25 protein-coding genes are annotated in these 26,136 nt (G+C 45.0%); 5 read left to right on the top strand and 20 right to left on the bottom strand.

The features are described 5' to 3' along the window. Positions 1–59: 59 nt before the first annotated feature. Together F4V51_RS13800 and F4V51_RS13795 are read right to left on the bottom strand one after the other, a co-directional pair. Positions 60–566, bottom strand: a complete 507-nt coding sequence (locus F4V51_RS13800; RefSeq protein ID WP_153978409.1) for a GNAT family N-acetyltransferase — start codon at positions 564–566, stop codon at positions 60–62. A 108-nt stretch (positions 567–674) separates the two neighbouring features. After that, entirely contained in the window at positions 675–1,589 is a 915-nt protein-coding gene (locus F4V51_RS13795; RefSeq protein ID WP_153978408.1) for an arginase family protein, read from the bottom strand. 105 nt (positions 1,590–1,694) lie between these two features. Between F4V51_RS13795 and F4V51_RS13790 the strand changes: the two genes are divergently transcribed. Further along, complete coding sequence (locus F4V51_RS13790; protein WP_153978407.1) at positions 1,695–2,033, top strand: winged helix-turn-helix transcriptional regulator; 339 nt, start codon at positions 1,695–1,697, stop codon at positions 2,031–2,033. A 38-nt stretch (positions 2,034–2,071) separates the two neighbouring features. Here the strand turns inward: F4V51_RS13790 and F4V51_RS13785 are convergent, their stop codons facing one another. From F4V51_RS13785 to F4V51_RS13750, 8 genes are all read right to left on the bottom strand, one after another. Next, on the bottom strand, positions 2,072–3,103 hold the full coding sequence (locus tag F4V51_RS13785; protein ID WP_153978406.1) for a phosphotransferase enzyme family protein: 1,032 nt from the start codon (positions 3,101–3,103) through the stop codon (positions 2,072–2,074). Between the two features lie 197 nt (positions 3,104–3,300). Continuing rightward, on the bottom strand, positions 3,301–3,777 hold the full coding sequence (locus F4V51_RS13780; protein ID WP_153978405.1) for a GNAT family N-acetyltransferase: 477 nt from the start codon (positions 3,775–3,777) through the stop codon (positions 3,301–3,303). Between the two features lie 803 nt (positions 3,778–4,580). Beyond that, entirely contained in the window at positions 4,581–5,282 is a 702-nt protein-coding gene (locus F4V51_RS13775) for an ankyrin repeat domain-containing protein (RefSeq protein WP_153978404.1), read from the bottom strand. Between the two features lie 9 nt (positions 5,283–5,291). Then, positions 5,292–6,800 (bottom strand): S-layer homology domain-containing protein, encoded by a 1,509-nt coding sequence (locus F4V51_RS13770; protein ID WP_153978403.1) that lies wholly within the window; start codon positions 6,798–6,800, stop codon positions 5,292–5,294. Positions 6,801–6,919: 119 nt separating this feature from the next. Continuing rightward, a complete protein-coding gene (locus F4V51_RS13765) occupies positions 6,920–7,612 on the bottom strand; it encodes a response regulator transcription factor (RefSeq protein ID WP_153978402.1) in 693 nt (230 codons plus the stop codon). 5 nt (positions 7,613–7,617) lie between these two features. Next, positions 7,618–9,087: a sensor histidine kinase gene (locus F4V51_RS13760; protein ID WP_153978401.1), complete on the bottom strand. Its 1,470-nt coding sequence runs from the start codon at positions 9,085–9,087 to the stop codon at positions 7,618–7,620. 222 nt (positions 9,088–9,309) lie between these two features. Continuing rightward, positions 9,310–9,882, bottom strand: coding sequence for a sugar O-acetyltransferase (locus F4V51_RS13755; RefSeq protein WP_153978400.1), 573 nt, complete (start codon positions 9,880–9,882; stop codon positions 9,310–9,312). 37 nt (positions 9,883–9,919) lie between these two features. Further along, positions 9,920–10,918 (bottom strand): ROK family protein, encoded by a 999-nt coding sequence (locus F4V51_RS13750; RefSeq protein WP_236146761.1) that lies wholly within the window; start codon positions 10,916–10,918, stop codon positions 9,920–9,922. A gap of 262 nt (positions 10,919–11,180) precedes the next feature. Here F4V51_RS13750 and F4V51_RS13745 point away from each other — a divergent pair, with 262 nt between their 5' ends. Together F4V51_RS13745 and F4V51_RS13740 are read left to right on the top strand one after the other, a co-directional pair. Beyond that, a complete protein-coding gene (locus tag F4V51_RS13745) occupies positions 11,181–11,795 on the top strand; it encodes a TetR/AcrR family transcriptional regulator (RefSeq protein WP_236146760.1) in 615 nt (204 codons plus the stop codon). A gap of 42 nt (positions 11,796–11,837) precedes the next feature. Continuing rightward, complete coding sequence (locus tag F4V51_RS13740; RefSeq protein WP_153978399.1) at positions 11,838–14,162, top strand: MMPL family transporter; 2,325 nt, start codon at positions 11,838–11,840, stop codon at positions 14,160–14,162. Positions 14,163–14,421: 259 nt separating this feature from the next. On the opposite strand, the gene F4V51_RS13735 is transcribed toward F4V51_RS13740, so the two are convergent. Next, positions 14,422–14,895 carry a GNAT family N-acetyltransferase gene (locus F4V51_RS13735; protein WP_162009933.1) on the bottom strand — a complete coding sequence of 158 codons (474 nt, stop codon included), beginning with the start codon at positions 14,893–14,895 and terminating at the stop codon, positions 14,422–14,424. Positions 14,896–15,011: 116 nt separating this feature from the next. Beyond that, on the bottom strand, positions 15,012–15,218 hold the full coding sequence (locus F4V51_RS13730; RefSeq protein WP_236146759.1) for a DUF6366 family protein: 207 nt from the start codon (positions 15,216–15,218) through the stop codon (positions 15,012–15,014). Between the two features lie 227 nt (positions 15,219–15,445). On the opposite strand from F4V51_RS13730, the gene metE reads away from it, so the two are divergent. Next, positions 15,446–17,740 (top strand): 5-methyltetrahydropteroyltriglutamate--homocysteine S-methyltransferase, encoded by a 2,295-nt coding sequence (gene metE / locus F4V51_RS13725; RefSeq protein ID WP_153978397.1) that lies wholly within the window; start codon positions 15,446–15,448, stop codon positions 17,738–17,740. Positions 17,741–17,830: 90 nt separating this feature from the next. Here the strand turns inward: metE and F4V51_RS13720 are convergent, their stop codons facing one another. The 8 genes from F4V51_RS13720 to F4V51_RS13685 form a co-directional block, all read right to left on the bottom strand. After that, entirely contained in the window at positions 17,831–18,667 is an 837-nt protein-coding gene (locus F4V51_RS13720; protein WP_153978396.1) for an alpha/beta fold hydrolase, read from the bottom strand. 232 nt (positions 18,668–18,899) lie between these two features. After that, complete coding sequence (locus F4V51_RS13715) at positions 18,900–19,985, bottom strand: YhgE/Pip domain-containing protein (protein WP_153978395.1); 1,086 nt, start codon at positions 19,983–19,985, stop codon at positions 18,900–18,902. A gap of 99 nt (positions 19,986–20,084) precedes the next feature. Beyond that, entirely contained in the window at positions 20,085–20,516 is a 432-nt protein-coding gene (locus F4V51_RS13710; RefSeq protein ID WP_162009932.1) for a MarR family winged helix-turn-helix transcriptional regulator, read from the bottom strand. 178 nt (positions 20,517–20,694) lie between these two features. Next, the gene (gene bshB2 / locus F4V51_RS13705; protein WP_153978393.1) at positions 20,695–21,369 is read right to left on the bottom strand and encodes a bacillithiol biosynthesis deacetylase BshB2; all 675 of its coding nucleotides are present in this window, start codon (positions 21,367–21,369) and stop codon (positions 20,695–20,697) included. Between the two features lie 23 nt (positions 21,370–21,392). After that, positions 21,393–21,737, bottom strand: coding sequence for a YojF family protein (locus F4V51_RS13700; RefSeq protein WP_095287272.1), 345 nt, complete (start codon positions 21,735–21,737; stop codon positions 21,393–21,395). A gap of 160 nt (positions 21,738–21,897) precedes the next feature. Further along, positions 21,898–23,283: an MEDS domain-containing protein gene (locus tag F4V51_RS13695; protein ID WP_153978392.1), complete on the bottom strand. Its 1,386-nt coding sequence runs from the start codon at positions 23,281–23,283 to the stop codon at positions 21,898–21,900. Between the two features lie 200 nt (positions 23,284–23,483). Next, on the bottom strand, positions 23,484–24,167 hold the full coding sequence (locus tag F4V51_RS13690; RefSeq protein WP_153978391.1) for a hypothetical protein: 684 nt from the start codon (positions 24,165–24,167) through the stop codon (positions 23,484–23,486). Positions 24,168–24,226: 59 nt separating this feature from the next. Further along, complete coding sequence (locus tag F4V51_RS13685; protein ID WP_153978390.1) at positions 24,227–24,994, bottom strand: hypothetical protein; 768 nt, start codon at positions 24,992–24,994, stop codon at positions 24,227–24,229. Between the two features lie 257 nt (positions 24,995–25,251). Here F4V51_RS13685 and F4V51_RS13680 point away from each other — a divergent pair, with 257 nt between their 5' ends. Further along, the gene (locus F4V51_RS13680) at positions 25,252–26,031 is read left to right on the top strand and encodes a DUF817 domain-containing protein (protein ID WP_153978389.1); all 780 of its coding nucleotides are present in this window, start codon (positions 25,252–25,254) and stop codon (positions 26,029–26,031) included. Positions 26,032–26,136 lie beyond the last annotated feature (105 nt).

The following is a 26,136-nucleotide window of genomic DNA, read 5'->3' as shown; positions in this document are numbered from 1 at the left end:
ATGATCCATAATTCATTCATTGTCTAACTCATTCTGTTGAACTGACCTGAAAGCTTCGTTTAGGATCCATGGATTGCCTTTTCCATAACAAAATCATCCATCACAAATCCATTGCCGATATCCGCAACCTGTTCCCGGACAGTCCGGAACCCTTTTTTCTCATAGACCGCAATACTTGAATCGTTATGGCGATTGACCGTCAACCAGATCAGGTTAATGCCTCGTTCTATACATTGCTGCTCCAGAAAAGCGAACGCCAGGCTGGCGTAGCCTTGCCCTCTGTGTTCCTTGCCGATATAAAACTTGCTCAGGAACATTTTGCCTTCTTCTACTCTTACAGACATGTATCCGACAGGCGAATTATCACGCTGCATGAAATAATATTCATAGCCCTGCTTTTGAATTTGTTCTGTAACAGCTGATACCGATTGGTATTGTTGAATCATGTAATCAATCTGTTCAAGCGTAATGATGGATACGTAGTATTCCTGCCAAATCTCGGCGGCCAATCGGGACAACTCTGCGATCTCTTCGGGTGTACTAACTTTCGGAAAGATAAGATTCATGGTCAGCCTGCCTTTCTTAGCTCTCTATCAAATTCATTCAGACTCCCTACATCGTATCAAATATTCCGATAGAATGTTAGCCACTCCTATGTTAGAATCTTTGCACCTTTACGTATTTAATATCGGTATCTCGCGGAGCAGATCTCTCATATGAATCGCATCCCAAGGCATATGCTCGGTGATCCCCAGACCTACGACCTCAGTTTCTTCAGACAGCTCCTTAAGCAAATGCAGAAGTTGAGGTAACTGCATGGTTCCAGCAGGTGAGAAAACATACGGTTCGTTAGGGTTAGCAAATAGTAGAGAGCGAAATTTTTGGGGGTCCAGCACATCCAGATCCACGTGAATGGCAAGATGTTTGATTCCACTTTCTCTAATCCATTTCTTAATCACTTCTGTGCTGCTCGAGAGCTCTTCTGTTCCGGCTGTTTTGATTCCCAGTCTTTGAATGACTTCTGTATCGGATTCCTCAGAATATACACCCATTCTTTCAAATGCTTCCGAAATCACTTCCATCTCTTGTTCTGTAGGAACTGCCAATCCCGCCATAAAGATATTTTCGGGCTTCAAAGGAACCTTCACATGTCTCGAGAACTCCTCGTCTCCCTCACCCAGAAGATTCCCGAGTGGCAGCGTATGTCCGTTATCATAGCCAACATATCGAACCAGATCACTGTGAGCATCGATCCAAATTAACCCAAGGTCCCCTCCATATCGTTCGTTAAGATAGGCAAAGGGTGCTTGTTCGACCAAACAGTCGCCGCCAAACATAACAATGCGATCCGGCTTGTGAGCCTGGATAATATGCTCGGCAGCCTCCAGCTGTTCCAGCAGTTGTGTTCTTCCATTCATGCCGTTTTCCTTCACAAGTGGTGTTCCATCATAAGCATGAACGGGTACCTTAATAAGCGGTTGATCATTATCTGGTGCCAGCCAGGCTAGAAGTTCGGCTCCAAAAGAATAGTCAGGATTGTTGCCCCCCTGCCATTGCGGCATAAGCAAGCGTATTGTTTTTGTAGACATGTGATACTCTCCTTTACTTGAAAGTAAGGCTAGTATAAACTGAACGAAAATATAATCGTAGTACGCACTTTAATGATAGGTACTACCCGGAAGGATAGTGTACATATGAGCATGGCTGACTATAAAGGTAAAGTGAAGAACATTCAGGATACCCCTTTTGGTTATACGGTGTCTGTCATCGGAGGTAAATGGAAGATGGTGATCCTCTACCTTTTGGCTGAAGGTCAAACCGTTCGATTCAATGACTTGAAGAGGCAAATTGGAGCGATAACCTATAAAATGCTAAGTTCACAACTCAAAGAGTTGGAAGCCGATGGTCTGGTGAACCGGAAGGAGTACCCGCAAGTTCCACCCAAGGTCGAGTACAGTCTCACCGCCAAAGCAGAGAGCTTGCTGCCAATTATGGAAGAGTTATGTGAATGGGGAGTTAGGAATCAACCATAACTCGTATGTAGCGATTCAATGATTCCCTTGTTTGCCATTCACTGTTGAACCTTCCCCACGTCCACTGGTTCAATCGGAACAAACAAAAACGGGTTTCCTTTTAAAAATTCTCTGATTAATGCTTGGGCGTACGGTTGTTCATTCATAAGATTTGACGTTTCTTCTGGATTAGAGGCGTGATGACAGTAATTTTCAATCATGAACATAATGAAAAAACATTCCAAGTCTCGAAGATAATCTGTTCCCAGTTTTCTCACATTCTCGTATCCTTGGATAAAAGTCATTCGTTCTCTGGGATAAAGTCCAATTAAGCTGCCTGCCAGATCATAGAGAAAATAGCCAAAGCCGCATCTTCCAAAATCGATTGCATACGGTAAACCATCCTTGAAAACGATGTTATCGGCGTGCAAATCAGCATGAATCATTCCGTAGTTTTGTTCATTTTTGTCCATATCAGCAAGTCTACTTAATATTTTCTCGACAGCATGTTGATATTCCGTCCAGGCTTGATCGGACAAAAATCGGTTATAATAGCGCTCTAGCTTCACCAGCTCATTTCGAAAAGCGTCTGCTCCCCAGACCGGACGTACGAAGTTGGAAGGTAAGGTAAAGCCCGAAACAGCTTCATGAAGCTTTGCCATCATTTCTCCCATTCTAGTAACAATATCTCCCGTCATTTCACCCTTTACATGCTCCCCTTTCACCCATTTCATCACCGTAACATACGGTCGTCTATATCCCTCAATCGTATCTATCTCTATTACATAAGAGCCTGTAAGGGAATAGACCCCCACTGGGACATCAATGCCTTCCACTGCATCCAAGGAATGAAGAAATAGAAGTTCGGATTGTATTTCTTCCTTGCTCCAACGATCGGAATGAATCCGAAGCAAATAAGAATCGGGTGTACTTGTTTCAACTTTGTACGTGATCGTATCGGATAAGTGTATAAATTGAATGCGTTCCCACGCCAGATCATACTGCTGTAATGCAGTCAGTGCCACATTTCTGGCTCTAGCCAGCAGAGATTTCCTTTCTTCCATGGTGTCATAGCCAAAAAAATCCTTCATGTACTTCTTCACTCCTCTTCACTCGTTAAATTGGTCATGTTCCTCTTATGATAATTATAGGTATCCTTTTGTTTGGGATATAGGTAACGTTTCATTAGAAACTGATTTTTACCTGTCAGGAGGATTCATTTATTCCTCAAACCATGAGAAAAACCATGACATTAGGACTGTCATGGTTTTAATTTTATATAAATAGTTCAGAGTTCTAGTACCGTTACAAGCTCGCCATGACACACTTCACCGTTCTCATTAAAGCCTAAGCTCTCATATAACTTCTTCGCAGCCAGGTTATCTGGGCTATAGGGAATCCAACATAGTTTGGCCGGACCGGCCGGAAAAGTGCGAATGAATTCAATTACCTCCAGCATTGCCGCACGGCCATATCCTTTATTCTGGTGTTGCTTGTCGATCATGAGTCGTAATATACAGTAGTTATTATCAGCGATGTTGGGGAGATCATAACCAGTAATTCCATACGTAATCATAACAAACCCAACAGGTTGCTCATCTGCGTAGATTGCAAATGGAAAAGGCGAACCTCCATTGGTCGCTAAAACATAACAGGAAGCTACACTTGAAAGATTGGATGCCACATATTTTTGCTGCTCTTCTGCAACCTCCAAGTTAAAGATGGTACGTCGGTTTTCCAATGTAACCTTTCTAAGCGTAATCACGATTGATTAATCCCTCCCTTACGGAATGTCAGATCTTATTGAACTGTATACTACGTCCATGTCTGAAAGAATCTCCTTTTCACTTCTAACTTATTGTGCTGTGCCCATTGGTGAAGCTGCAGCAACCCTTCTCGCTCTTCATTCTTATCAAAAAAGAAACATAAATCCATCGGCACTAACCACCGGCCATGCAGCTTGAAACCAATTCTGTGGTTATTCATGTAGATACACTTGATTTGAGAAGCTTCGAATTTCTTTCCCTTCGAGGAAACAACGTAATCTGTTCCGAACGTAAACGTTAGTTTCGTAAATAACATTTTTAACAGCACAATGATATAAGTCCAAACGTATATGGTAAAAAACGCGAGAAAAATCGTAGACCATCGCTCATCGCTCCTGTTAAGACTAACAAAAAAATAAATTCCCAACATGGACATGGTTATCAAATTCCGTTTCACTCTTGAATAAACCGTATTAAATGTTCTCTCCACACTCCCGTTCCTTTCCACCTAAAATTCCCACCGCAAGATTCAATCCTCTCAAATGATAACCCATAATACACCAATAAAGATATAATTTTATAAATGGAACGGAATAAGTAACCTTCTCAGTACTGACAATTACGATTCCGAATTCATGAAACGAAGTAATTCGGCCTGTATTCATTTCAACCTTCAAATTTCTATGTCTAAAACAAAGAAAGCCGCCATATCGGCGACTTCTTCTACAATCATATGCACAATAGATAATCCACATTCTACGTTGTTATGTCGTTTCTTTTCTATTATCGATCTTTCCTTACTCTATTTCGCACCAGCCTGAACCAGAATCTCCTCGATTTCCTTGAAGCCCTTTTTCTTGGCATGACTCAGAGGCGATACACCATCACCATCCGCAAGATTCACATCTGCTCCATGGTCAATGAGCAGCTGGATCGTTTCCTGCTGCCGTGTATTCCCATCATTCAACAGAATCGCTTCAAGCAATGCCGTCCAGCCTAATCGATTCACATGATTCACATCAACTGAGGTTTGAGTCAGAAGCTCCCGTATCACATCCACATATCCGTGCTCTGCAGCGGGAATCAGCGCTGTTCCTCCATATCGATTCGTCATTGCTGGGTCGGCTCCCGCCTCTATCGTGAGCTTCAAAATATCCAAGTAACCTTCAGCGCCAGCGTACAGAAACGGGTTATTCTTCATATCGTCCTGAATGTTAACATCTGCTCCAGCCTTAATCAGCAATTGAGCTGATGCCAGATCCTTGTTGTAGGTCGCAATCATCGCAGCTGTTCTTCCGCGATCATCTTGAGCATTGATATCGACCCCCTCTTGGATTAGTCTTTCGATCCTCTCAGGGTCTGAATCCTCCGCTGCCTCTAGAAGCTGTTCATTCAGGGACGTTGCCTGCTCCTCCACTCTGGAGTTGTCATTTACTGCCGGAGCACAGCCTTGGACGACGAACACCGTGCTGATTAGAATAGCGATCAATATTGACTTGCTCATACTGCCTCCTTACTGTAGCGTTACGGTAATCTCTGAAGCGACACTCCAATCCCCCACTGGGCTGACTTCATAGGTCGTGTCTGGATTTAACTTGCCATCGTTAACGAGGTCGAAAACTCCAGTTGCGCCTTTCCGGCTTGAATATTTGTAGGTTGCCGTCAGGGTGTCACCGCTCGGGGAGGTTAACGTTACGCTTCGGCCCGAAAACAGCTCATCCCCAGGATCTTGTGCAAGTGTAACTTCAATGGAGGTTTCACTCACCGCTTGTGCACTTGCAACTTGCAGCGCATCAAATGATTGTGCCGTGAATGTTGCCTTATCGATATTCGCCCAATCCGAAGATACGGTATATTGGACACCGGATTGCAACGTTTGTCCTTCAGGCAATCTGAACTTCGGTTCTTGTTTGCCGTCAGTTGATTGTGTAAACGGAACGTATCTGGCAACGATCGGTTCTCCGCCTTCCGGCGTAATGATCACTTGTCTTGCCTGCATAGATGAGATAATCTGATACGTTTGTCCTCCAGCTTGTTCCTGGTCGTCCAGCACGAAAGCATTTGCCCCTCGGCCACCGCTGTAAGCCGAAATAATATAGCCATAATCAACGACACCGTTTTCCCGCAATGCTTCAATCTCGAACGTATCGTTCGTGACTTGACTAACCTTCGTCATATTTAATTTTGTTCCACTGCCTTCGAAGGAACCCACATCTTGTCCTTTATAAGTAAGGTCATATACCTCACCAGCTTTTTGAACAGATGTTGGAACGATATAAGTTGCAATGGATCCTGTTTTCAGGCGAGGCATATTGGTTAATGTCAATCCGCCACTTAGCGCAAAATCGGTTTGTGCTTTGGCAAATACTTCATCTGCTGCTGTGAGTGGTTTATCAAAAGTCACAATCAACGTAATGGCATTCAGTGATCGTACACTCTCAATCTTAGCCTGCTCTGAAGGAATGGCCTGGCGGGCCGTATTCAGCAGCACTGCTGTTTCGCCGCGAGTAGACGACCCATTCTCGGCATAGAACGTGCTCATCCATTGGTGAACGGATTTCACGTCACGCTGCATCGCTTTGGATACAACCTGCACAAGTTCTGCATCGGATACATGGCTTTGCGGATTGAATTGACCCTCATTTGCCTCCATGATGCCCAGTTCAACGAGCTTCGTTGCATAAGTTGCATACCATGCAGCCGGATTAACGTCCGATAATTCTACGCTATCTCCCGTCTTGTTTTCCAAACTAAAGGTTTTATACACTAGTGAAGCTAGTTCTGCGCGGGTAATGGCTCTTTGTTCACCCATGGATTGATCGGCATATCCGTTCATGATTCCCAAGCTGTTCAGTTCCTTGATGGCAGTGTCGATCTGCTGACTGCTAAGCTGTGCCGTTGTTGCGGCAACGTTTGTAACGTATGTAGCTGCATGTACTTGGTTCGCAGCAAGCGGGAATACTGCTGTACCTAATGCAGTTATAGTCAGAAATGCAGCGATTTTTCGGGTTGTCGGATTCATGGTTGAATTCCTCCTCTATAGGTTGTTCTTGCCTGTATCTATAGAATAGAGGACAAAAAGAAACTCCCAAGGTCAAAATGATTAACAAAATATAAACAGAAACTAATTTTTCCCGAAACTTAAACGGTAAACCGGTAGCCCGCCCCCCATACGGTCTCAATGTAATCCGGATTTTTGGGATTGGTCTCCAGCTTACCGCGCAGCTTGCGAATATGAACCGTAACGGTTGCGATATCTCCGCTGGAATCCATACCCCAGATCCGTTCAAACAGATCGGATTTGCTGAACACACGGTTCGGATGACTCGCCAAGAACACAAGCAGATCGAATTCCTTGGTTGTAATCCCGATCTCTTCCCCGTTCAAGAAAACGCGGCGCGATCCTTTGTCGATATGCAGACCGCGAATGTGAATCTCATCCTGCTCAACGGGTTTGCTCATGCCCAGCAGTCTCTCGTAGCGGGTTAGATGAGCCTTTGCTCTAGCAACCAACTCGCTTGGGCTGAACGGTTTTGTAATAAAATCATCGACCCCCAAATTAAAGGTTCTGATCTTGTCTATCTCTTCTTTTTTGGCTGAGACGACAAGAATCGGTACTTCCTTCACCTCACGAATACGTCTGCAGCATTCGAAGCCGTCTAGCCCTGGAAGCATCAGGTCAACAATGATCAAACTGTAATCTCCATTCAGAGCCAGCTTCAGGCCTTCCTCTCCGTTATGACAGAGCTCCACCGTAAATCCGTTAAGCTCAAAATAATCCCGTTCCAGTTCGGCAATTGTTGTTTCGTCCTCAATGATTAATATACTTGTCACTGCCGCTACTCCCCCTTGTCCATAAGCCTTTTCAATTGAATATAAATCGTTGTACCTTCACCAGCCACACTATCTGCCCAAATGAATCCTCCGTGTCCATCGATAATCTGACGGGCAATCGCAAGTCCTAGTCCACTTCCTCCTGTCGAGGAATTGCGAGATTGCTCTGCACGATAGAAACGCTCGAAGATGTGTGGCAGCGCCTCTTCCGGTATTCCCTTGCCGTTATCCTTAAACGCCATCGTAATCCATTCGTTATCTGCTTGAAGTGTAATGCCGAATCGTTTGTGTTCATTCTCCATGTACTTCAGTGCGTTATCGACTATGTTGACGACAGTACGTTTTAATTTGTCGAGATCTACGGAAGCCATAACTGGACCTGACGACTGGTTATCCCAATCGAGTGCCACCCCGTTATCCTCCAGATCGTATCTAAGTTCATCAATGCTGTCTTCAAGGAAATCAACAAGGTCAACGACCTTGAACAGGAAAGGCTCCTGATTTAAATCCAGCTTGGAATAGAGGAACAACTCGTCCACCAACTTATCCATGCTGACTGCCTTCGAATGAATGATATTAACATAAGTCTCCATTTTCTCCGGTGTATTTGCCACTCCATCACGAATCCCTTCAATATAACCTTTAATGTTGGTGATCGGTGTCCGGAGATCGTGCGAAATGTTGGAGATAAGCTCTTTGCGATTCACTTCGTCCTGCTGCCTTAGTTCATTGGAACGCTGCAGTTGGTTCCGCATGCTCTCAAACGCTTCGCTGAGCTGGCCAACCTCGTCATTGGAATGAAGCTGGAGCTTGAAGGAGAGATTCCCTTCCTTAATCTGCTCTGCGGAGTTCTTCAGCTGATTCAATGGTTTAATGAAGCTGCGAGTAATCCAGCGGAACAGCAGCAGATTTGCAATAATGAGCACCCCGATGAGCAGGAGTGACATCACGGGCAGCAGCTTACGGGTCAGTTCGGCAAAAGGACTCCGTTCACGAATGACGAAGATGCTTCCCCGTTCCCCGTCCGTATACTTAAAGTCAAATTTGGCATAGGCATAGAAGCGTTCTCCAATATTAAATGTACTGCGTATCTGATAGTTGTTCAGATCATAAGCAGGCAGTGCCTGCTTCAGTTCAGGCTGGTTGAAGGTCAGCGATTCGAAGATCTGGCTGTTCTCACGTCTGACATAGAGGCCTGACTTCTCGGCTCGAAGTTTCATGTCGTATTCACGCAGCAAATCTTTGTTTTGCAGTTCGTCCGGTTCATTTTTGGCCATAAACTTCATCTCTTGAAAGATCGATTCTCCCTGTTCAGTCAGGGGGTTGATCTGATAATGAACCTTATAAATATCACGAAAGCTCTGCAGATCCCCTGTTGCCGCAATCGTGTACAGACTTGCCGTAAGCAGGATAAACAGCAGACTTATCACGAGCATGCCCGTGAAGGACAGCAGCATCTTTATTCGAATGGACATGGGTTCCCCTTTATAAGTATGGTATAGGATTAGTTAGTGCACATGTTAACACAAGATGGATTCAATTGCCCAGATGCAAAAAAGCCAATATGGAAAGCTCTCCATATCGGCTTTGCTATAATTTTATCATCCCATCATGCAGATTTAACTGTCTTCCACGAATCTCAAGTTAACAAGCAGTAACCAGATACGTGTTCTCAGCTTTCATTACAGCATAGGAGATTACTGCGAAACTTCAATGTTCTTGATCACCTTGGCTGGATTTCCTCCAACAACTACATTGTCCGGAACGTCCTTGGTTACCACAGCCCCGGATGCAATGACTACATTATTGCCAATGGTGACTCCAGGATTAATGATCGCTCGTCCGCCTACCCACACGTTGTCTCCGATTGTTACCGGCTTACCATATTCAGGGCCTTCATTTCTCTCCACAGGATCAATCGGGTGTGTCGCCGTATAAATATGAACTCCTGGACCAAACAAGCAGTGACTGCCGATTCTCACCTCACACACATCCAGGATGGTGCAATCAAAATTGGTGTAGAAGTGATCACCCACATGGATATTGTAGCCATAATCAAACCGGATGTTAGGCTCCATGCCTAAATGCTCACCCGTTGATCCCAGCAACTTTTTCAGGATATCTGTTCGAAGTTCCTCATCCGTTTCGGTACTCTGATTATACATACGAGTCATCCGTCTGGCGTACGCTCGATCCCGCGTCAGTTCAGTGTCCCAAGCTTGATAGAGCTCTCCAGCGAGCATCTTCTGTTTTTCCGTTTTCGTATCCATATATCCAGCATCCCTCTCCGTATTGTAATTGTGTTCGTTACCTCCGTTTTTCCACAACCTGCAGCGAATATGAGAGGCTTTCCAGAGTCATTGATATTAATCCAAACATATAATTCTCATCTGGGTCATTCAATAGCCTCATCTGAGGCATATGCATCTCTGGTATGTACTTCAAGCATTCTTTCCGGATAATCTCTACATCCTCCGGCTGTACCAACGTGCCAGTCAATGCAAGGGTCTCGGGGTTCATTACAGCAATCAGACTGGATACAGCACGTGCAGCAATCGAATGAAATGTATCCCGATTATGGAGTAATCTGAACTGCTCATCATGGGAGAGACCGAATGGCAAAAAGGCGATCTCCCCGGCAAACTGGGTATTCCCCCTGTGAATATGCCCATCAATCATGATTCCTGCACCTGGTAAGGAGCCTTCAATGAAGGTCGCGACAATGATAGACTCCTCATCTTCGTATTCCTGTTCCTGATATAGACCGTACACCGTCAGGTTCATGTCGTTCTCTATAATAACTTCGAGGCCATGTCTTTCTCGGATGGAATCGGCCAATGGAACATTGACCAGGTTCGGGATATCCGACACATTAATGATGCCTTGATGAACTGCACCGGGGACTCCGATACCCACAGCTCGGATCTGCGGATGGTTATCGACGAGGCGATCCAGGAGCTGCATGATGAAGCCTTCATTCATTTGATCCGTTTCCGTATGCAATACCCCTTTTTCCACAGTTTCCCCTGCCAAATTAGTCACGCCATACGTGATGGAGTGATGACTGATTCCTGCCTTCACGATGAGACACACGATGTAGGCATAATTTTCGTTGTACTTATAAATCTGAGCGGGTCTGCCCCCACTCGATTCCTCCATATCCAGTTCCACAAGTTCACCTGCGTTCATGAGGTCAATTAATATGCTGCGGCAGGTAGCGACACTCAACCCTGTTGCTTGTGCAACCATGGATTTGGTACCTTGTCTCATTGTCTTTAATGTTTGCCGCACCAATTCCTCATTCATCTTCTTCACTCGCATGGTGTTGTTCGTAATAGGTCCTTTTGTAATCCTTCTCACCTCTCAAACTTATAAAAATACTTTCGTTAAGTATTAACATAAGTGATTTTCACAACTCTGTCCACAAATTTTATCAACTATCGTCTTAACAAAACGAATCGCTTCCTTTTGTGCAAAATTACACTTTGGGTAAAATTGCACATTGGGCAATGAGTTGATATGATAGAACCATTCATAAATCCTTTATAGGAACTGGAGGTGAAATAATTTGAAACAAAGCTTGCGTGCCATTAAAAAGGAAGCGACTGCAAGTGCCCTCTCTGAAGCTGCATTCCAACTCGCATTAGAGCATGGAATGGACGGGTTTGTGGTTGAGGATGTTGTGCAGCGTGCCGGATACTCAAGAAGAACGTTCGCCAATCATTTCTCCTGTAAGGAAGAAGCCGTCGTCATGGCCGGTGAGCACTTTCACAGGATGGAGGAATACTTCGAAATGATCAGTCAGCTGCCTGAGGATACAACACCGCTGGAGGTGATGTACCAGTTCATTAAGATGCAGTTGACTGAAGAAGTTCTTCGCCGAATTTATCAGATTTTGGAACTGTCAAAGACCTATCCAAGCTTAATGCCTCATACACTCACCCTGCTGAACCGCTTGCAAAACGGTGCTAAATTGATGTTAAGTGAACTATTCGAAGATCGTTACCCGGCGGGCTATAATCACTTTCTTGCTGGCGCTGTTTGTGCGGCAATTATCCCTATGCTGGATGGAAGTGTACACGTACAGCTTCCCGGGCTTCCTTCAGGAGATAAGGAGGAAGAATCTATTTCATTCGATGAGTATATCGATTCGATGTTTACGTATTTGCGAGATGGATTTTAGAAAAAGGCGAACATTAGAGATAGAAGGAGAGAAATCAATTCGATGTCAAAATTACTCTACAGGCTGGGGAAAACGGCCTACGACAAACCTTGGTATTTCATTATGGGTTGGATTTTGGTGCTCGGTATTGTCGGAACTGCGCTTGGCATAAACGGTGTGCACGTGTCTTCAGACATCAAACTTGAAGGAACCGCATCCCAGAACGTCTTGGACAAATTGGAGAAGGAGCTTCCCCAAGCCTCTGGTGGTCAGGGCAGCGTAATCTTTAATATCCCTGAAGGCGAGCGTTTGGATACGCCTGAGAATTTGGCAGCCATCAGTAAGGCCGTAAGTGAAGTTTACAAACTGGATTATGTTATTAACCCTGCTGAGCTCGCTGCTGCTAGTGGCGCGGATGCTCCAGCTATGCAGCAACAGGCCAGTCAAAGTGCTGCTGGAGCAGGCGAGCAAAGTGCGGATCCAAGCAACCTGCCTCCTTATGGACCACTCATGATTGAAGGAATGCCAGTACCTGGCGTGTTGATCTCAAATGCTGGAGATGTTGCGCTGTTCCAGTTCCAATTCACAGTGCAGCAAAACTCCCTGCCTAAAGGTGTCACGGATTCGGTTGTGAATGCAGTAAGCGAAGCCGAACAAGGTACAAACATCTCGGTTTTGCCAAGTGATTCCCTGAAAGAAGTGGGCATACCGATTGGAACCAACGAAATCTACGGATTGGTCATTGCGGCAATTGTGCTATTCATGACACTGGGATCCGTTGTTGCCGCAGGTTTGCCGATTGTCATTGCCCTGTTTGGGGTTGCGGCTGGTGTTGGTGGAGCATTTGCAGTCTCCAACTTTGTCAGCATGACATCCTTTACGCCTGTACTCGCTCTCATGATCGGGCTTGCTGTTGGTATTGACTATGCATTATTCATTGTCAATCGTCAGCGTAGACTTATTTTCGACCAGAACCTGAATGCCCGAGAAGCGGCCAGCAGAGCTGTTGGAACAGCAGGCAGTGCGGTATTCTTTGCTGGATTAACGGTGATCATTGCACTTTGTGGAATGTTGGTTATCGGTATCACCTTCCTGAGCATGATGGCTATCGTTGCCTCGGTTACCGTACTGTTCAGCGTACTGATTGCCCTTACGCTTCTCCCGGCATTGCTGGGTCTCCTGGGTGAGCGCATCTGTTCTCGTAAAGCAAGAGAGAAAAATCAGGCCAATGCACACAAAAAATCCAACGGGTTTGCAAATCGCTGGATCTCTGGTGTCGTTAAATTCCGCTGGCTTGTCATTGTAGCTGTTATTGTCGTTCTGGGTACGGCTGCAATCCCGGTTGCCAAAATGGAACTGGGGATGCCTTCTGGCGCTACCGCTAACCTGGATACGACTGCACGGCAAAGCTACGATGCCATTACAAAAGGTTTTGGTGAAGGATTCAACGGTCCCCTGCTCATTGTTGCGGAACCTACGGACGCTTCCCAAACCGTATCATTACAAACATTGGGCGCTATCGCCCAGGATCTGCAACAATTCGAACATGTCTCTGTCGTCACACCAGCAGGTGTGAGTGAAGATGGCAAAATGGCCATTCTAAGTCTCATTCCAGATTCGGGTCCAACCGATGCAGCAACCAAACAGCTGGTTGAAGAATTGCGTTCTCCTGACTCTACCATTGCAACCAATCACGATATGAAGCTTGGCGTTACCGGACTTACAGCAGTCAATATTGACATGTCAGCGAAATTGGCTGAAGTCTTCCCGGTATATATCGGAATCATCGTTATTTTGTCTCTGGTCATCCTGCTTCTGGTCTTCCGCTCCATCCTGGTTCCGATCAAGGCAACGATTGGATTCCTGCTTAGTATTCTGGCTACATTCGGTCTGACCACTGCCGTATTCCAGTGGGGTTGGGCGAAGGCGTTGTTTGATTTTGACACGGGCGGTCCTCTGCTCAGTTTCATTCCAATCATGGTAACAGGAATTCTCTACGGTCTGGCCATGGATTATCAGGTCTTCCTTGTTTCTTCGATGAGAGAATCCTATGTGCACGGAAATCGTGGTAACCAAAGCGTTATGAATGGCTATCAGATGGCCAGCCGCGTTGTGGTTGCAGCTGCCATTATCATGGTTTCCGTATTTGCAGGCTTTATTTTCACACATGATATTATGATTAAGCAGATCGGATTCGCCTTGGCCTTGGGCATTCTGATTGATGCATTCGTTGTTCGGATGGCGCTGGTTCCTGCAATCATGTCTCTCTTTGGTGATAAAGCCTGGTGGCTGCCAAAATGGCTGGATCGCTCGCTTCCCAACCTCGATGTTGAAGGTGACAAGCTCATTGCTGAACTGAATGCAAAGGAAAAACAGCAAGTCAAATAGGATAGGATTTCACCTGTCTATTGCGTCATTACTTGACTAATTAAGTACGTTATATACACAACGTTTGTTGTATTTATTATTCGTTCTCAAACCCGAATAAAGCACTTTCTTGGCCATCACTTGTCATGCGACAAGCTTAAAAAGGCCTTGAAGGTGCTTTATTTATGTGCATTTTTTGTACTCGGATAAGCAATATTTTATTCAATTCAATTATTTATAACGTGTTCACAGAGTATGTTTGTTCATTACTTCAACCATTTCAATTCACTCGCTGATGCACCAGGTCTTTCTGAAAAGCCAGAACTCTGTCCCAGTCTCCACTAAATATCGGAATGCTGTAATACCCTACCCTTTCATAAAGCGCTGCAGCTTCTGGCTGAAGTGGCCCTGTCTGAAGCTTCAGATTGGTATAACCAAATTCCGCAGCAAGGCGCTCGGCTTCCGCAAGTATGGCCTGAGCAACGCCTTTTCGACGATAACCGGGCCTGGTGAACATACGCTTCACCTCAACGGATTGATCATCCAGCGGCCTAATGGCTCCGCACCCTACCGGATACCCATCCAGTCTGGCTACAATAAAAGCAGCACGAGGCGCTTCGACATCCGATGGTTGAAAGCCTGCAGTCCCATCCCCGCCGTATAACAAGCCCAGCTCACTGCTTAATTCCCGGATTAACTGTACTGAATCCTCACTGCGTACGTCCTCAGCAGCCGCTTGTACAACCAACGACATATGCCAAATCCCCTTTACTCTATTGGTTTTATTGGTATTACGGATGTGTCTAAAATAACACCTGTTGATCCCAGCGTCAATCATTCCATTGATAGATCTTTTGTATAAGCAAAAAATTATTTCAACCATACAAAAACAGCAATAATTACTACGATCACCACGCCTGTACCGATCCATCCCAGACTGCTGGCCAGTTCCCCCAAATTACCGAATTGAGCACGATCCAATCCGTTCTTGAACGTACCCGCAGCATGATCACGCTGCTCTTCTCGTTGTAGTCGCTCTCTGATCATCTCGGGAGTTTCTTGATCTTTATTCATCATTTCCCCTCCATTGGTTCAGATCGAATACATACTCTCATCAGAGTCAATGTTTGTGTATACATTTAGGCAATCATACCATATGGAGTAAACTTCCAATTCTTTTTCAACCGATCTCCGCACTTCTGATATAGCTTCAAGCTATATCTAGATATAATTTAATGGAATTACGTTATAACTTCACAACTGTGATAACTTTTCTGTAGCACATTTGAAGAGGGGTTATGAAGATGACTAAAAGCAGTGTATTGGGTTACCCGCGAATTGGCGCTGATCGGGAATGGAAAAAAGCTCTGGAAGCCTTCTGGTCAGGCAAGCTGGATGAAGCCTCGTTTCACACCCGTTTACAGGAGATTCGATTAGACCATTTGCGCAAGCTGCATGATCAAGGAATCGACCTCATTCCAGTCAACGACTTCAGTTATTATGATCACATTCTTGATACTGCGGTGATGTTCGGGATCGTTCCCAAACGATTTACATATGATGGCGGGGTCGTTCCTTTGTCCGTATATTATGGCATCGCACGAGGCACCAAGGATGCTGCAGCCAGCGAAATGACGAAATGGTTTAACACCAACTATCATTATATTGTCCCGGAGCTGAATGATGTAACTCCCGTACTTACCGAAAATAAACCTCTTATCGCTTATCGCGAAGCCAAAGAGAAGCTCGGGATTGAAGGCAAGCCGGTGATCGTCGGACCTTTAACCTTCCTGAAGCTCTCCAAAGGTTATGACAAATCCGAGACGGAGACCTGGCTGGAACGTTTGCTTCCACTCTACACGCAGGTGCTTCAGGAACTTGCAGAAGAAGGTGTACAGTGGGTCCAGATGGACGAACCTGTTCTGGTTACGGAATTAAGCAAGGATGACTTACAGCTTCTGCAAAACATCTATACGACGTTTGCAGCCGCAGTCCCTAACTTGAACATTTTATTACAGACTTACTTTGAATCTGTGGAGAATTATAGCGACATTATTACCCTTCCGGTTCAAGGAATTGGACTGGATTTCGTCCATGGGCTCTCGGGCAACCTGCAATCCATTAAGACCAATGGCTTCCCCGCTGATAAGGTTTTGGGCGCTGGCATTATTGATGGTCGCGGAATCTGGAAGGCTTCACTTCAAGAGAAACTGTCCCTGCTTGATGTGCTGATTGAACAGGTCGCACCTGAACGTCTCATTGTACAATCGTCCTGCAGTCTGCTGCATGTGCCTGTTACGACAGAACGCGAATCGAACCTCGACCCTGCGCTCAAGAGCTCGCTCGCCTTTGCAGATGAGAAGCTGAAGGAAGTTGCTCTTCTGACAGAAGCATGCACATCAAGACACGCCGACATTCTGGAGTCGATTGCTCATGCAGATCAGGCGCTGCTGCCTCTTAAGCAGTCACAAGAACGTAATCGCATTGACGTGCAGCAGGCTGTTGCAGAACTGCGTATACAAGAGCCAGTGCGCTCCCTCCCGTTCGCTAAACGTTATATTGCTCAGCAGGAAAAATGGAAGCTGCCTCTTTTTCCAACAACCACGATCGGCAGTTTTCCTCAATCGGCAGAGGTACGCAAGACGCGGCAGCTATGGCGCAAGAGTGAGTTGAGCAATGAGCAATATGCCCAATTTATTCGCGAGCAAATTGATGCCTGGATTCAAATTCAGGAAGAGATTGGACTCGATGTTCTTGTTCACGGGGAGTTTGAGCGTACAGATATGGTGGAATTTTTCGGTGAGAAACTCGCAGGATTTGCCTTCACCCAGTATGGCTGGGTCCAATCCTACGGTTCCCGTTGTGTAAAACCACCGATCATTTTCGGTGACGTGGCGTTTGTTGAGGCAATGACGGTTGAAGAAACCAAGTACGCTCAGTCCCAGACCCAGCGACCGGTAAAAGGCATGCTGACCGGACCGATCACCATTATGAACTGGTCCTTTGTCCGAGATGATATTCCGCGCGAGCACATTGCTTATCAGCTGGCCTATGCGCTCAGACAGGAAGTGGAGGCTCTCGAACAGGCGGGTATTGGCATGATCCAGGTGGATGAACCTGCTGTTCGTGAAGGCCTTCCACTTAAGCAAAATGAGCAAGCCGATTATCTGGCCTGGGCGGTCAAAGCTTTCCGCATCTCCACATGTACGGTACAAGAAACAACGCAAATTCATACCCATATGTGTTACTGTGAATTCCATGACATGATCGATTCCATTGAAGCCATGGATGCTGATGTTATCTCCATAGAAACATCACGAAGTCACGGCGAGCTCATTCACAGCTTTGAATTAAATACGTACAAACTCGGCATAGGCTTGGGTGTGTACGATATCCATAGTCCTCGTATCCCGAGCGTGGAAGAAATGACAACCATGATTGAGCGCGCCCTGCGTGTGCTGGATCCCAAGTTGTTCTGGATTAATCCCGATTGCGGCCTGAAAACCCGTGGACATGAAGAAACAGTTGCTTCCTTGCGCAACATGGTTCAGGCGACCCAAATTGCTCGTGAACAACATCATGCCATCAAAGCGGTATAAATTGAAAAAGCAGGACGCCCCTCCTTCATATGGGGTGTCCTGCTCTTTTTCATTTCGTGCTTTTTTCAGAAGCCTTCAGTCCAGTTAACCTTAGCCCTGTAAAAAATCAATCAATGCAGCATTAAATTGTTCAGGGTGAGTCGCATTAAACCCGTGTGGTCCACCTTCTACAACCACCAGACGGCTGCCAGGGATCGATTCATGGGTGCGTTGTCCACTCACTTCCAATGGAACGATGGCATCGGAATCACCATGGATAACCAGTGTCGGAATATTGAATTTCTCCAGATCCTGACGGAAATCGGTAAGAGCAAAGGCAGCAATACAATCCAATGTTCCTTTAGGGGAAGCCAGAGCTGCGATATCCCGGTTATAGATGCGGAATGGTTCGCTCACGAGGTCCTTACGGTCTCCTGCAGTGAAAAAGTTAGTTGTGAAGCCATCCAGGAATGCGAGGCGATCCCCTTTTACGCCATTTTGGAATTCTGCAATCGTTGCATCATCCAATCCACCTTGAGGATTGTCTTCCGTTATATATAGATAAGGGGGCACTGCTCCGGCAAACACGGCTTTGGAAACACGTTCTGTTCCGTAAGTTCCGACATAGCGAGCTACCTCGCCGCCTCCCATGGAGAACCCGACCAGTGTAACATCGTGCAGATCAAGGTGCAGAATCAATTTATGTAAATCCGAAGCAAAGGTATCATATTCATAACCATCCCAAGGCTGGGAAGACTGGCCAAAGCCGCGACGGTCATACGTAATAACCCGGTAGCCTGCTTCGATCAGGGCAGGTACTTGCTTCTCCCAGGATCGTCCGCTCAAAGGCCATCCATGAATAAGGATGATGGGTTTTCCCGCGCCATGATCTTCATAGTACAGTTCGATTGGTTGTGCATTCTCTTCGCCTACATTTACTTTAGCCAAGGAAAATCCCTCCGTTAGTTATTATATTTTTGTTTGTTACTATTTAAATGTTACATATGTAAATGTGAATTGTCAATCGTACCCAAGTATTAAATGGAGTATGCCATTTGAACTGAATGCAGCAAAAAACCTTCGAAATGCCACCTTTCATTCCAGCAAAAAAGCCGCCTACTAGGCGACTTATCATGCAAACATATTTTCTATTTCTGTGCGTATATATTGCTTGTCATGTTTAATGTGCGTTACTGGTTGCTGAGCCAGGTGCTGGTGCTCTATGCAAAGCTACACGTACACAGGTTATTCCCCATGTAACCAGTGCAATCAACATAAGGTTAATCACGATTGAACTCACTGGCGCTCTGCTATAGATGAGTCGGACGTATCCCCGAACAGCGTTGGATGCGGGCAGGAAATCCCCGATGTGACGATAGAATGGTGTGAGCATTTCGGTTGCGATAATGTTGCCAGCTGTCATGAGCTGGAAAGGAATCATGGCTACGTTAAACAGTGCTCCCAATCCACCAAACAGTACAAATGACATTTGAGTCAGGCATACGCAGGCAATATATACGAGAATATGGAATCCCCACATTTGCCAGAAGGAAGCGACAGGTGTGACAAACAGCATGGCTACAGTCGTTATAATGAGAGGCGCTACGATACACACCATCAATAACAGAAGCTGTCTGGCCCAGAAAATGTTCCATCGGTCGTACTTGTGGCTAAGGATCATGGTTGACAGATTCAATTGAATATTCATGGTCATCACTGCGATATATGTGATAAATCCAAGGATCATAGGCAGCATGCTGAGTGCAAAATTGGTGATGTTGTTAGACTTGACCACATTTGTCGTGACCACTTCTTTTTGAACGATTCCTGTTAGCTGAGCGCCTACGCTGGCAGATATCCCTTCAGCCGAACCCTCCAGTATGGATCTGGAAACTTCCGAAGCGGCCTGATTCACATAATACGTTAATTGCCCCTCCCCTTTGTCCAGATTCGCAGCGAACTCGGCAGGAATGCTTACAATCATGCCAATATCCCCATCATTCATGACTTGCTCCGCTTCTTTAAGAGATGCATAGTTCTCTGTTTGGAAAGGGACTGTTTCCTGAATGATCTTTTCTATTTGCTGTCCATTCTCGCCGTCCGAGTTAATAATACCTATTTTAAGTTGGTCCACTCGTTCCGTTGCTCCGTTGTATCCCGTTAACCAGACAATGGTGAATATCAATGGAACAACCAAAGCAAAGACCAATCCGATCTTGGTTTGCAGAATCTTCATAAAATCCTTTAGTACTGAAAAAACAGACATGTATTTCTCTCCTTCTTGGATATGGCTCCAATATCAAATTAATAGGCTAGCATATAATAGGCTATGCATGTATATCCGCAAAAAAAGTCAGCTGACGAATCAGCTGGAGATTCCTTCATAAATTTTGTTGAGCAGTACGGTAAGTTGTTCTGCCCCTTCCGGGGTAATTAACTCTCTCAAGGACTGATCCATATCATTCATTAGAGGAACTACCTGTAAATAAAGCTCTTTTCCTTCCTCGGAAAGCCGCAGCAGGATGGCTCGCCGATCAACAGGATCAGTGCTTCGAATAATAAGATCCTTATGTTCCAATCGTTCCAATGTCTTGCCGACACTCGTTTGATCTTTCCCATGAAGTTCGGATAACTTCTTCTGTGTAATGCCTTCGTTCTGATACAGTTGTTCAAGCATCCCGAATTGTTCAGGGGTAATGCCGTAATCCTGCAGCAGATGGGTAACTCTTTTTTTGTGGACAAAGTACGTTCTGGATAATAACAATCCAATGGGATCTTTCTCTTGATGAGTTGACATCAGGTTAAGCCCTCCCCGAAATACTAGCATAGCCTATTAATATTCTTTATGAAGAATATCCCTAATTTGAACCTTTGTCAATCTAATGTTTCTGAGTCCTACGCCCTACTCGGTTAAAATGAAAAAGCCGCCATAATGGCGGCTACGCTGTTCTTGGGTTGAACAGAGATCAGATATTTTACTCAAAGCGATACGTCCAGAATGCTTCTCTGCCGAATCTGCGCTGGATTTCTTCGTCATCCAATTTTCGGTTGCCGACAAGCTCTGCAGCCTGAAATTGCGAACGGTGAGCCTGAATGGCTCCCATTTTTTGTTCCAGATATCCCCTTACATCAACATGTACATCTGGCTTTCCGATGGCCTGCTCATGGTTTTTGGAGAAGGCTACACAATATACGATAGGTCTCTCTTCTGCCGGCAGCCGGGAAATAGTCCGTATGACTGAAGCACCCGTAGCATCATGATCGGGATGCACGCTGTAACCTGGGTAAAAGGTAAATACGATGGTTGGTTTAAGTTCCTCTATCAAATCCATAATGCGGCTATCGAGCAGATGTGCATCCTCGAATTCGATCATCTTGTCGTGAAAACCAAGCATTCTCAAGTCCTGAATACCAATCGCCTGAGCAGACTCTTCGAGCTCCACCTTGCGGATCGAAGGCAGAGTGACCCTGTTCGCAAATGGCGGAATGCCCATATTGCGCCCCATCTCGCCTAAAGTCAGGCAGGCATACGTAACATACGCACCGCCATCAATATATTTCGCGAGCGTTCCGGCAACGGAAAAGGCCTCGTCGTCAGGATGGGGATATATTACTAAAATGCGTTCATTTTCGTGTGACTTATTGTTCATGCTGTTTCGATCCTCCGCTTCCATCAGAAACTCTCCCGACTAAGTTGGAAGGCCACAACCAATTTTCCCTGACTGTCATGACCAGCCAAAATCAGTCGATCCTTCTCATTTTCATCAATATGGGTAAGGCCTTCCGCATAAACCCAACCCGTCGTCGTTTTTAAGCCTACCCGGTATGGGTTCGTGCCTGAAATGGATCCCTGTGTGTACCGAATGGCCGCATTGGAAATGAAAGCCGAGGCAGGGTGACGTGTGCTATCGTAGTGATTGGCGTACGCACCTGTCGTCATTTCGAGGTGTAAGTATAAATCCTGATCAATGAAACCATTGAGCCGGGCTTGGACATCTTGAGGTTGTATAAGTTGCATAGTGATCTCCTTATGTGGTCTAAAAGATAAATACTTCATCCATTTTACCATATGTCCATGGGTAAATAACAATTCGTAATCACCTGACCGCTTACATTCATCAGTGAGCACTACTATGTCTTCTAAATGAGCCTCTAAGTAAATAGGTTTATTGCATTCCTTATGCTGTATACGTATCGAATTCCGCAGTGAAGGTAATTGTGGTCCCACGCTCAGTCAGATCTTCCGCTGCAATAGCAATTTCACCATTCATTAACTGTACAATTCGATGACATATTGCCAATCCAAGACCTGTACCTTCCGTCCGGCGAGTAACACTGTTATCCACTCGGTGAAATGGCTTGAACAACTGATTCCGTTTATCCTGAGGAATTCCGATCCCTGTATCCCTGACCGTAAAATGAAGCCTGACCTTACCAGCATCTGTGATGAGCAATCTGGCCTCCAGGGAAATATCACCTTCATCCGTGAATTTCACGGCGTTCCCCAGCAAATTAAGAATTACCTGTCTGAATCTTCCATCATCCCCCATCAGAATCTCTGGAATATCCGGATCAATGGAAACATGAACTTGCAGTTTCTTATTCAGAATTCCAACCCTAAGAATATCCAGCGTATCCGCTACGGCTTCCCTGATGCTAAAGGCTTCCTTCAGAAGCTGTTCATGATTTGAATCCAATTTGCTGAAATCCAGAATATCATTGACGATGCGCAGCAGAGACTTCCCGCTTTTTTGCAGTGTGGCCACATATTCCTTCTGCTTATCGGTAAGATCGGTTGATGCCAACAGATCCGTGATTCCCATCACGCCATTCATCGGGGTCCGTATCTCGTGATTCATGGTAGTGATAAACTCGCTCTTCACCTGGTTGGCCATTTCCATGGCTTCCTTTTCGATTAAGAGATGCTTCTGTTCGTTAAGCAATCTTCTCTGTACTGAAAGTGAAGGAAATACGACCTCGTCCGAGGGCAGATGGCTATATAAGGGTGATTTTACAAATTCCACGTCAGTCATCATGTACTCATGCTCTCTCATCATCTTAAGCTGTAATGACGAAGAAATGGCAGATGCGTTATATGCACATACAGATACCATTCCAAATTCACGGGCTACACCGCAAGTTTGCCGCTCATAATTGACCAAATTCCCCTGGATCTTGTCTTCGCTATGCTCCCCCCACGTCATAACATTGGCCCACGTACGAATGGACATGTTATTCTCTTGTACCGTCCCCATTACTTGATGAAAATGATTGAGAATATGCTGAAAACTAAAATCCCCTCGTGATCCGTAATACTCCACATTGTTAGCATAATGAAGATACTGAAGCTGGTCACCGGAAATAAAATCGTTAAGCTTGTTATAAATGTCAAGATATGTGTCTGCTTCTTCTATCAATAAGATGTGATGACCTTGGTCTATACCCGTGAGAATATAGGATACCGCATTATCAACATAACGATCGAAATCCTCGAACAAATAAATGATATGGCCTCCATCCGTGACACTGGTCAACGAATTTAACGGTACTGCTTGTTTGTTCATATAAGGACTCCTCGAATCTTGCTTTTATTTTCTACTATAAAGGATATGGATTCATACGTCACATTTATTATGGAAAAAATACGAAACTGTCGACATCATCGAAAAAAGCCGCCATTTCGGCGACTTGTATCGTAAACGATGTATCTGGTATCTATTTTGTTTATGGAACATTTATACGTCTTTCAGTGACACGATCTGGACTATCCTCCACACTCGCTCTTCAATTGGATTAGCTTCTCTAAATGAGGCTTAATGGCTCTCTGAGTAAGATCCTTAATCTGCTCTTTGTCTGAAAATTCTCCCCACTCCATCGTGTAAACAGCCTTTTCCTTGAACTCCTGCAGGGTATCATCCAGGGCTCTCAGCACTTTGGCCATGGAATGGAGCATTTCTTTTGTTTTCGGTGAAATCTGTTTGGGTTTATCTTTCCAATAGTTGTAACTAATCTCGTACATGGGCATAAAGACACCTGCTTGCGAAGCAAGAAGATACAGATCCTCCTGCTTCTTTGAATTCATAACTGTTTGATTAACCATGAATTGAGGATTAACATCATTCACATAACTATCACTAAACTGAATAAGCGTTCGAAGATAATAATCAGCTTCGTCTGCTTGGCTCTTGGCCAGTTCGATGAGTTTCTGCACCTTAGCAGGATCATCCTCGTCGGTTACTCTACTAATGTGCTCGAGTGATTCCGCCAATGGGATATAGGAATGTCCTTCTCTCAACAGCGTCAAAAAGCCACTATCATTCTTGGTTTGATACAGTTTTTTCAAATTATTCGTTTGTACCCTCGCCGCATGGAGTTGATAATTGTAGAACCCCATAAGGACTAGAAGAACGACGACGCATATCCAGACCAACTTGGCATTTCTCTTCATCCTATCATCATCTGCCGTTTCTAGACATATTACATGCCGAAATAAATATCGTTATTGCGTTACTTGTCATTCATGGTCACCACTAACGTTCGGGGTGTACCGTTCTTAACGACGATGGAATAGCGACCCTCATTAAAGTTAAAACTTTTACTTTCCAACGTTTCCACATCAATATCCTTATAACTCGCCAGGATTTGATCAATGGTTTCCTCACTAACGTTAAGCGCATGTAACATCAGAACAGGATATTCAAGATCTGCACCAATATAATAAATCTCGTTTAAAGTCCCATCCTCTTCGATTTCCAAATGCATCTTGTTCGAATATTGATTCGCATCATTAATCATTGCTGGATCGGATACCGTAATGATCGTGCCTTGTCCATCGTAAAAAGTTGTTCTTTTAAAATCCAGGCCTTCCGTCGAAATCGGCTGAAGGAACTCCCTGTCTTGATTTTGACTGACAAGGTTGTTGAATGTGGAGATGAACTCCTTCAGTTCTCCTTCCGGGTTATACTTTTTCTCTTCGGCCTTGGGCGCCTCAAACAGTTTTTTCTGAGATTTGAACAGAACCTGATCCTCTTTCGAAAATTCGATTCGCACCGTTGCGCCTCGTTCAATTCCATCTTGTCCATTATAAATCCATACATCATAGGGATTATTGGCTTCTTTCTCAGCGGGCTGACCCGCCAATTCTTCTACTTCCTGCTGGCTCATGCCTTCCCGAATCTGCTTGTACACTTCCGGGGTTACCCCCTTCTGCCCTCCACAAGCAACAAGTAAGCCTGTAAGCATAAATGTTAATAAAGGGTAATGCCATTTCTTCAACCCAATCTTCCTCTCTCATATGTATAAATCCTAATTTTCTCTCATGAAGAAACTTTTGTATATAGATTTAAACCTTTTTGGGCCATTTGACACGTATATGCCTAACCGAAAACAAGAAGAGATTCATCATTTAATTTCTCTTTTTTCTTCGGTTTCGACTCTGTATGATTAACGGTAGCTCTACATATGTACTTATAGAAGACAAACATGAATTCCACAACATATTTTGAACAAGTACCGGAAGGAGATTTCCCGATTTGAAAGCTTTTATTCAATTGCTGCATTTCGGCTATCATCAGGCGATGAGTTGCATTTTCCCTGTGGCCATCTTCGGCACCCTAGCCATAACCAGCGTGATCGAGGTTCCATTCTTTCATCGTTACGACGCCATTCTGCTGATCTTGCTTGGTGTCCAATATCTCATGTACCGAAGTGGGTTGGAGACCCGGGATGAAATTAAAGTCATATGTGTATTTCATATTATTGGCCTGGTTCTTGAACTGTACAAAGTAAGCATGGGTTCATGGTCCTATCCAGAGCCTGGATTCACCAAAGTATTTGGAGTACCGCTGTACAGCGGCTTCATGTACGCGAGTGTGGCAAGTTTCATGTGTCAGATCTGGCGGAGATTACGCATGGACATGACTGGATGGCCTGGATTTGCGCCCTCCTTTCTGCTCGGAGGAGCCATCTATCTCAACTTCTTCACCCACCATTTCATTCCTGATTTTCGTTGGTGGCTCACGGCTTTGGTCTTTATCGTTTTTTGGAAAACATGGATCATCTACCGAGTACGGACCAAGACATATCGTATGCCCTTATCGCTCGCTTTTATCATTGTAGGATTCTTCATCTGGGCTGCCGAAAATATTGCTACATTCTTTAATGGCTGGAAATACCCTGACCAGCACGATGCCTGGCAATTGGTTAGTTTCAGCAAAATCAGCTCCTGGTTCCTGCTCGTAATCATTAGCGTCATCATTGTCGCCCAGCTTAAATATGTCAAAGCCAATCGAACGAGCACTGGACCCAACTAAGTATAAGACTTGCTAATACAGGCTGATGATTTTGACAGCAAAGCTTTCTTGAAGCTTATTCCTCAATAACCACAACTCTAACGGTTTCCGCCCGGAAGATAATAT

The organism is Paenibacillus xylanilyticus (assembly GCF_009664365.1).
Lineage (GTDB): Bacteria > Bacillota > Bacilli > Paenibacillales > Paenibacillaceae > Paenibacillus > Paenibacillus xylanilyticus_A.
Note: the sequence above shows the minus strand (reverse complement) of the source record. Positions and strands in the feature narration are given on the sequence as shown.

Coding starts and splice junctions, on each gene's coding strand:
- F4V51_RS13775 (WP_153978404.1), bottom strand. CDS start 5,282: ATGAGCAAGTCAATATTGATCGCTATTCTAATCAGCACGGTGTTCGTC.
- metE (WP_153978397.1), top strand. CDS start 15,446: ATGACTAAAAGCAGTGTATTGGGTTACCCGCGAATTGGCGCTGATCGG.
- F4V51_RS13730 (WP_236146759.1), bottom strand. CDS start 15,218: ATGATGAATAAAGATCAAGAAACTCCCGAGATGATCAGAGAGCGACTA.
- F4V51_RS13750 (WP_236146761.1), bottom strand. CDS start 10,918: ATGAATGAGGAATTGGTGCGGCAAACATTAAAGACAATGAGACAAGGT.
- F4V51_RS13755 (WP_153978400.1), bottom strand. CDS start 9,882: ATGGATACGAAAACGGAAAAACAGAAGATGCTCGCTGGAGAGCTCTAT.
- F4V51_RS13715 (WP_153978395.1), bottom strand. CDS start 19,985: ATGTCTGTTTTTTCAGTACTAAAGGATTTTATGAAGATTCTGCAAACC.
- F4V51_RS13740 (WP_153978399.1), top strand. CDS start 11,838: ATGTCAAAATTACTCTACAGGCTGGGGAAAACGGCCTACGACAAACCT.
- F4V51_RS13710 (WP_162009932.1), bottom strand. CDS start 20,516: ATGTCAACTCATCAAGAGAAAGATCCCATTGGATTGTTATTATCCAGA.
- F4V51_RS13800 (WP_153978409.1), bottom strand. CDS start 566: ATGAATCTTATCTTTCCGAAAGTTAGTACACCCGAAGAGATCGCAGAG.
- F4V51_RS13760 (WP_153978401.1), bottom strand. CDS start 9,087: ATGTCCATTCGAATAAAGATGCTGCTGTCCTTCACGGGCATGCTCGTG.
- F4V51_RS13795 (WP_153978408.1), bottom strand. CDS start 1,589: ATGTCTACAAAAACAATACGCTTGCTTATGCCGCAATGGCAGGGGGGC.
- F4V51_RS13770 (WP_153978403.1), bottom strand. CDS start 6,800: ATGAATCCGACAACCCGAAAAATCGCTGCATTTCTGACTATAACTGCA.
- bshB2 (WP_153978393.1), bottom strand. CDS start 21,369: ATGAACAATAAGTCACACGAAAATGAACGCATTTTAGTAATATATCCC.
- F4V51_RS13690 (WP_153978391.1), bottom strand. CDS start 24,167: ATGAAGAGAAATGCCAAGTTGGTCTGGATATGCGTCGTCGTTCTTCTA.
- F4V51_RS13785 (WP_153978406.1), bottom strand. CDS start 3,103: ATGAAGGATTTTTTTGGCTATGACACCATGGAAGAAAGGAAATCTCTG.
- F4V51_RS13790 (WP_153978407.1), top strand. CDS start 1,695: ATGAGCATGGCTGACTATAAAGGTAAAGTGAAGAACATTCAGGATACC.
- F4V51_RS13700 (WP_095287272.1), bottom strand. CDS start 21,737: ATGCAACTTATACAACCTCAAGATGTCCAAGCCCGGCTCAATGGTTTC.
- F4V51_RS13695 (WP_153978392.1), bottom strand. CDS start 23,283: ATGAACAAACAAGCAGTACCGTTAAATTCGTTGACCAGTGTCACGGAT.
- F4V51_RS13735 (WP_162009933.1), bottom strand. CDS start 14,895: ATGTCGTTGGTTGTACAAGCGGCTGCTGAGGACGTACGCAGTGAGGAT.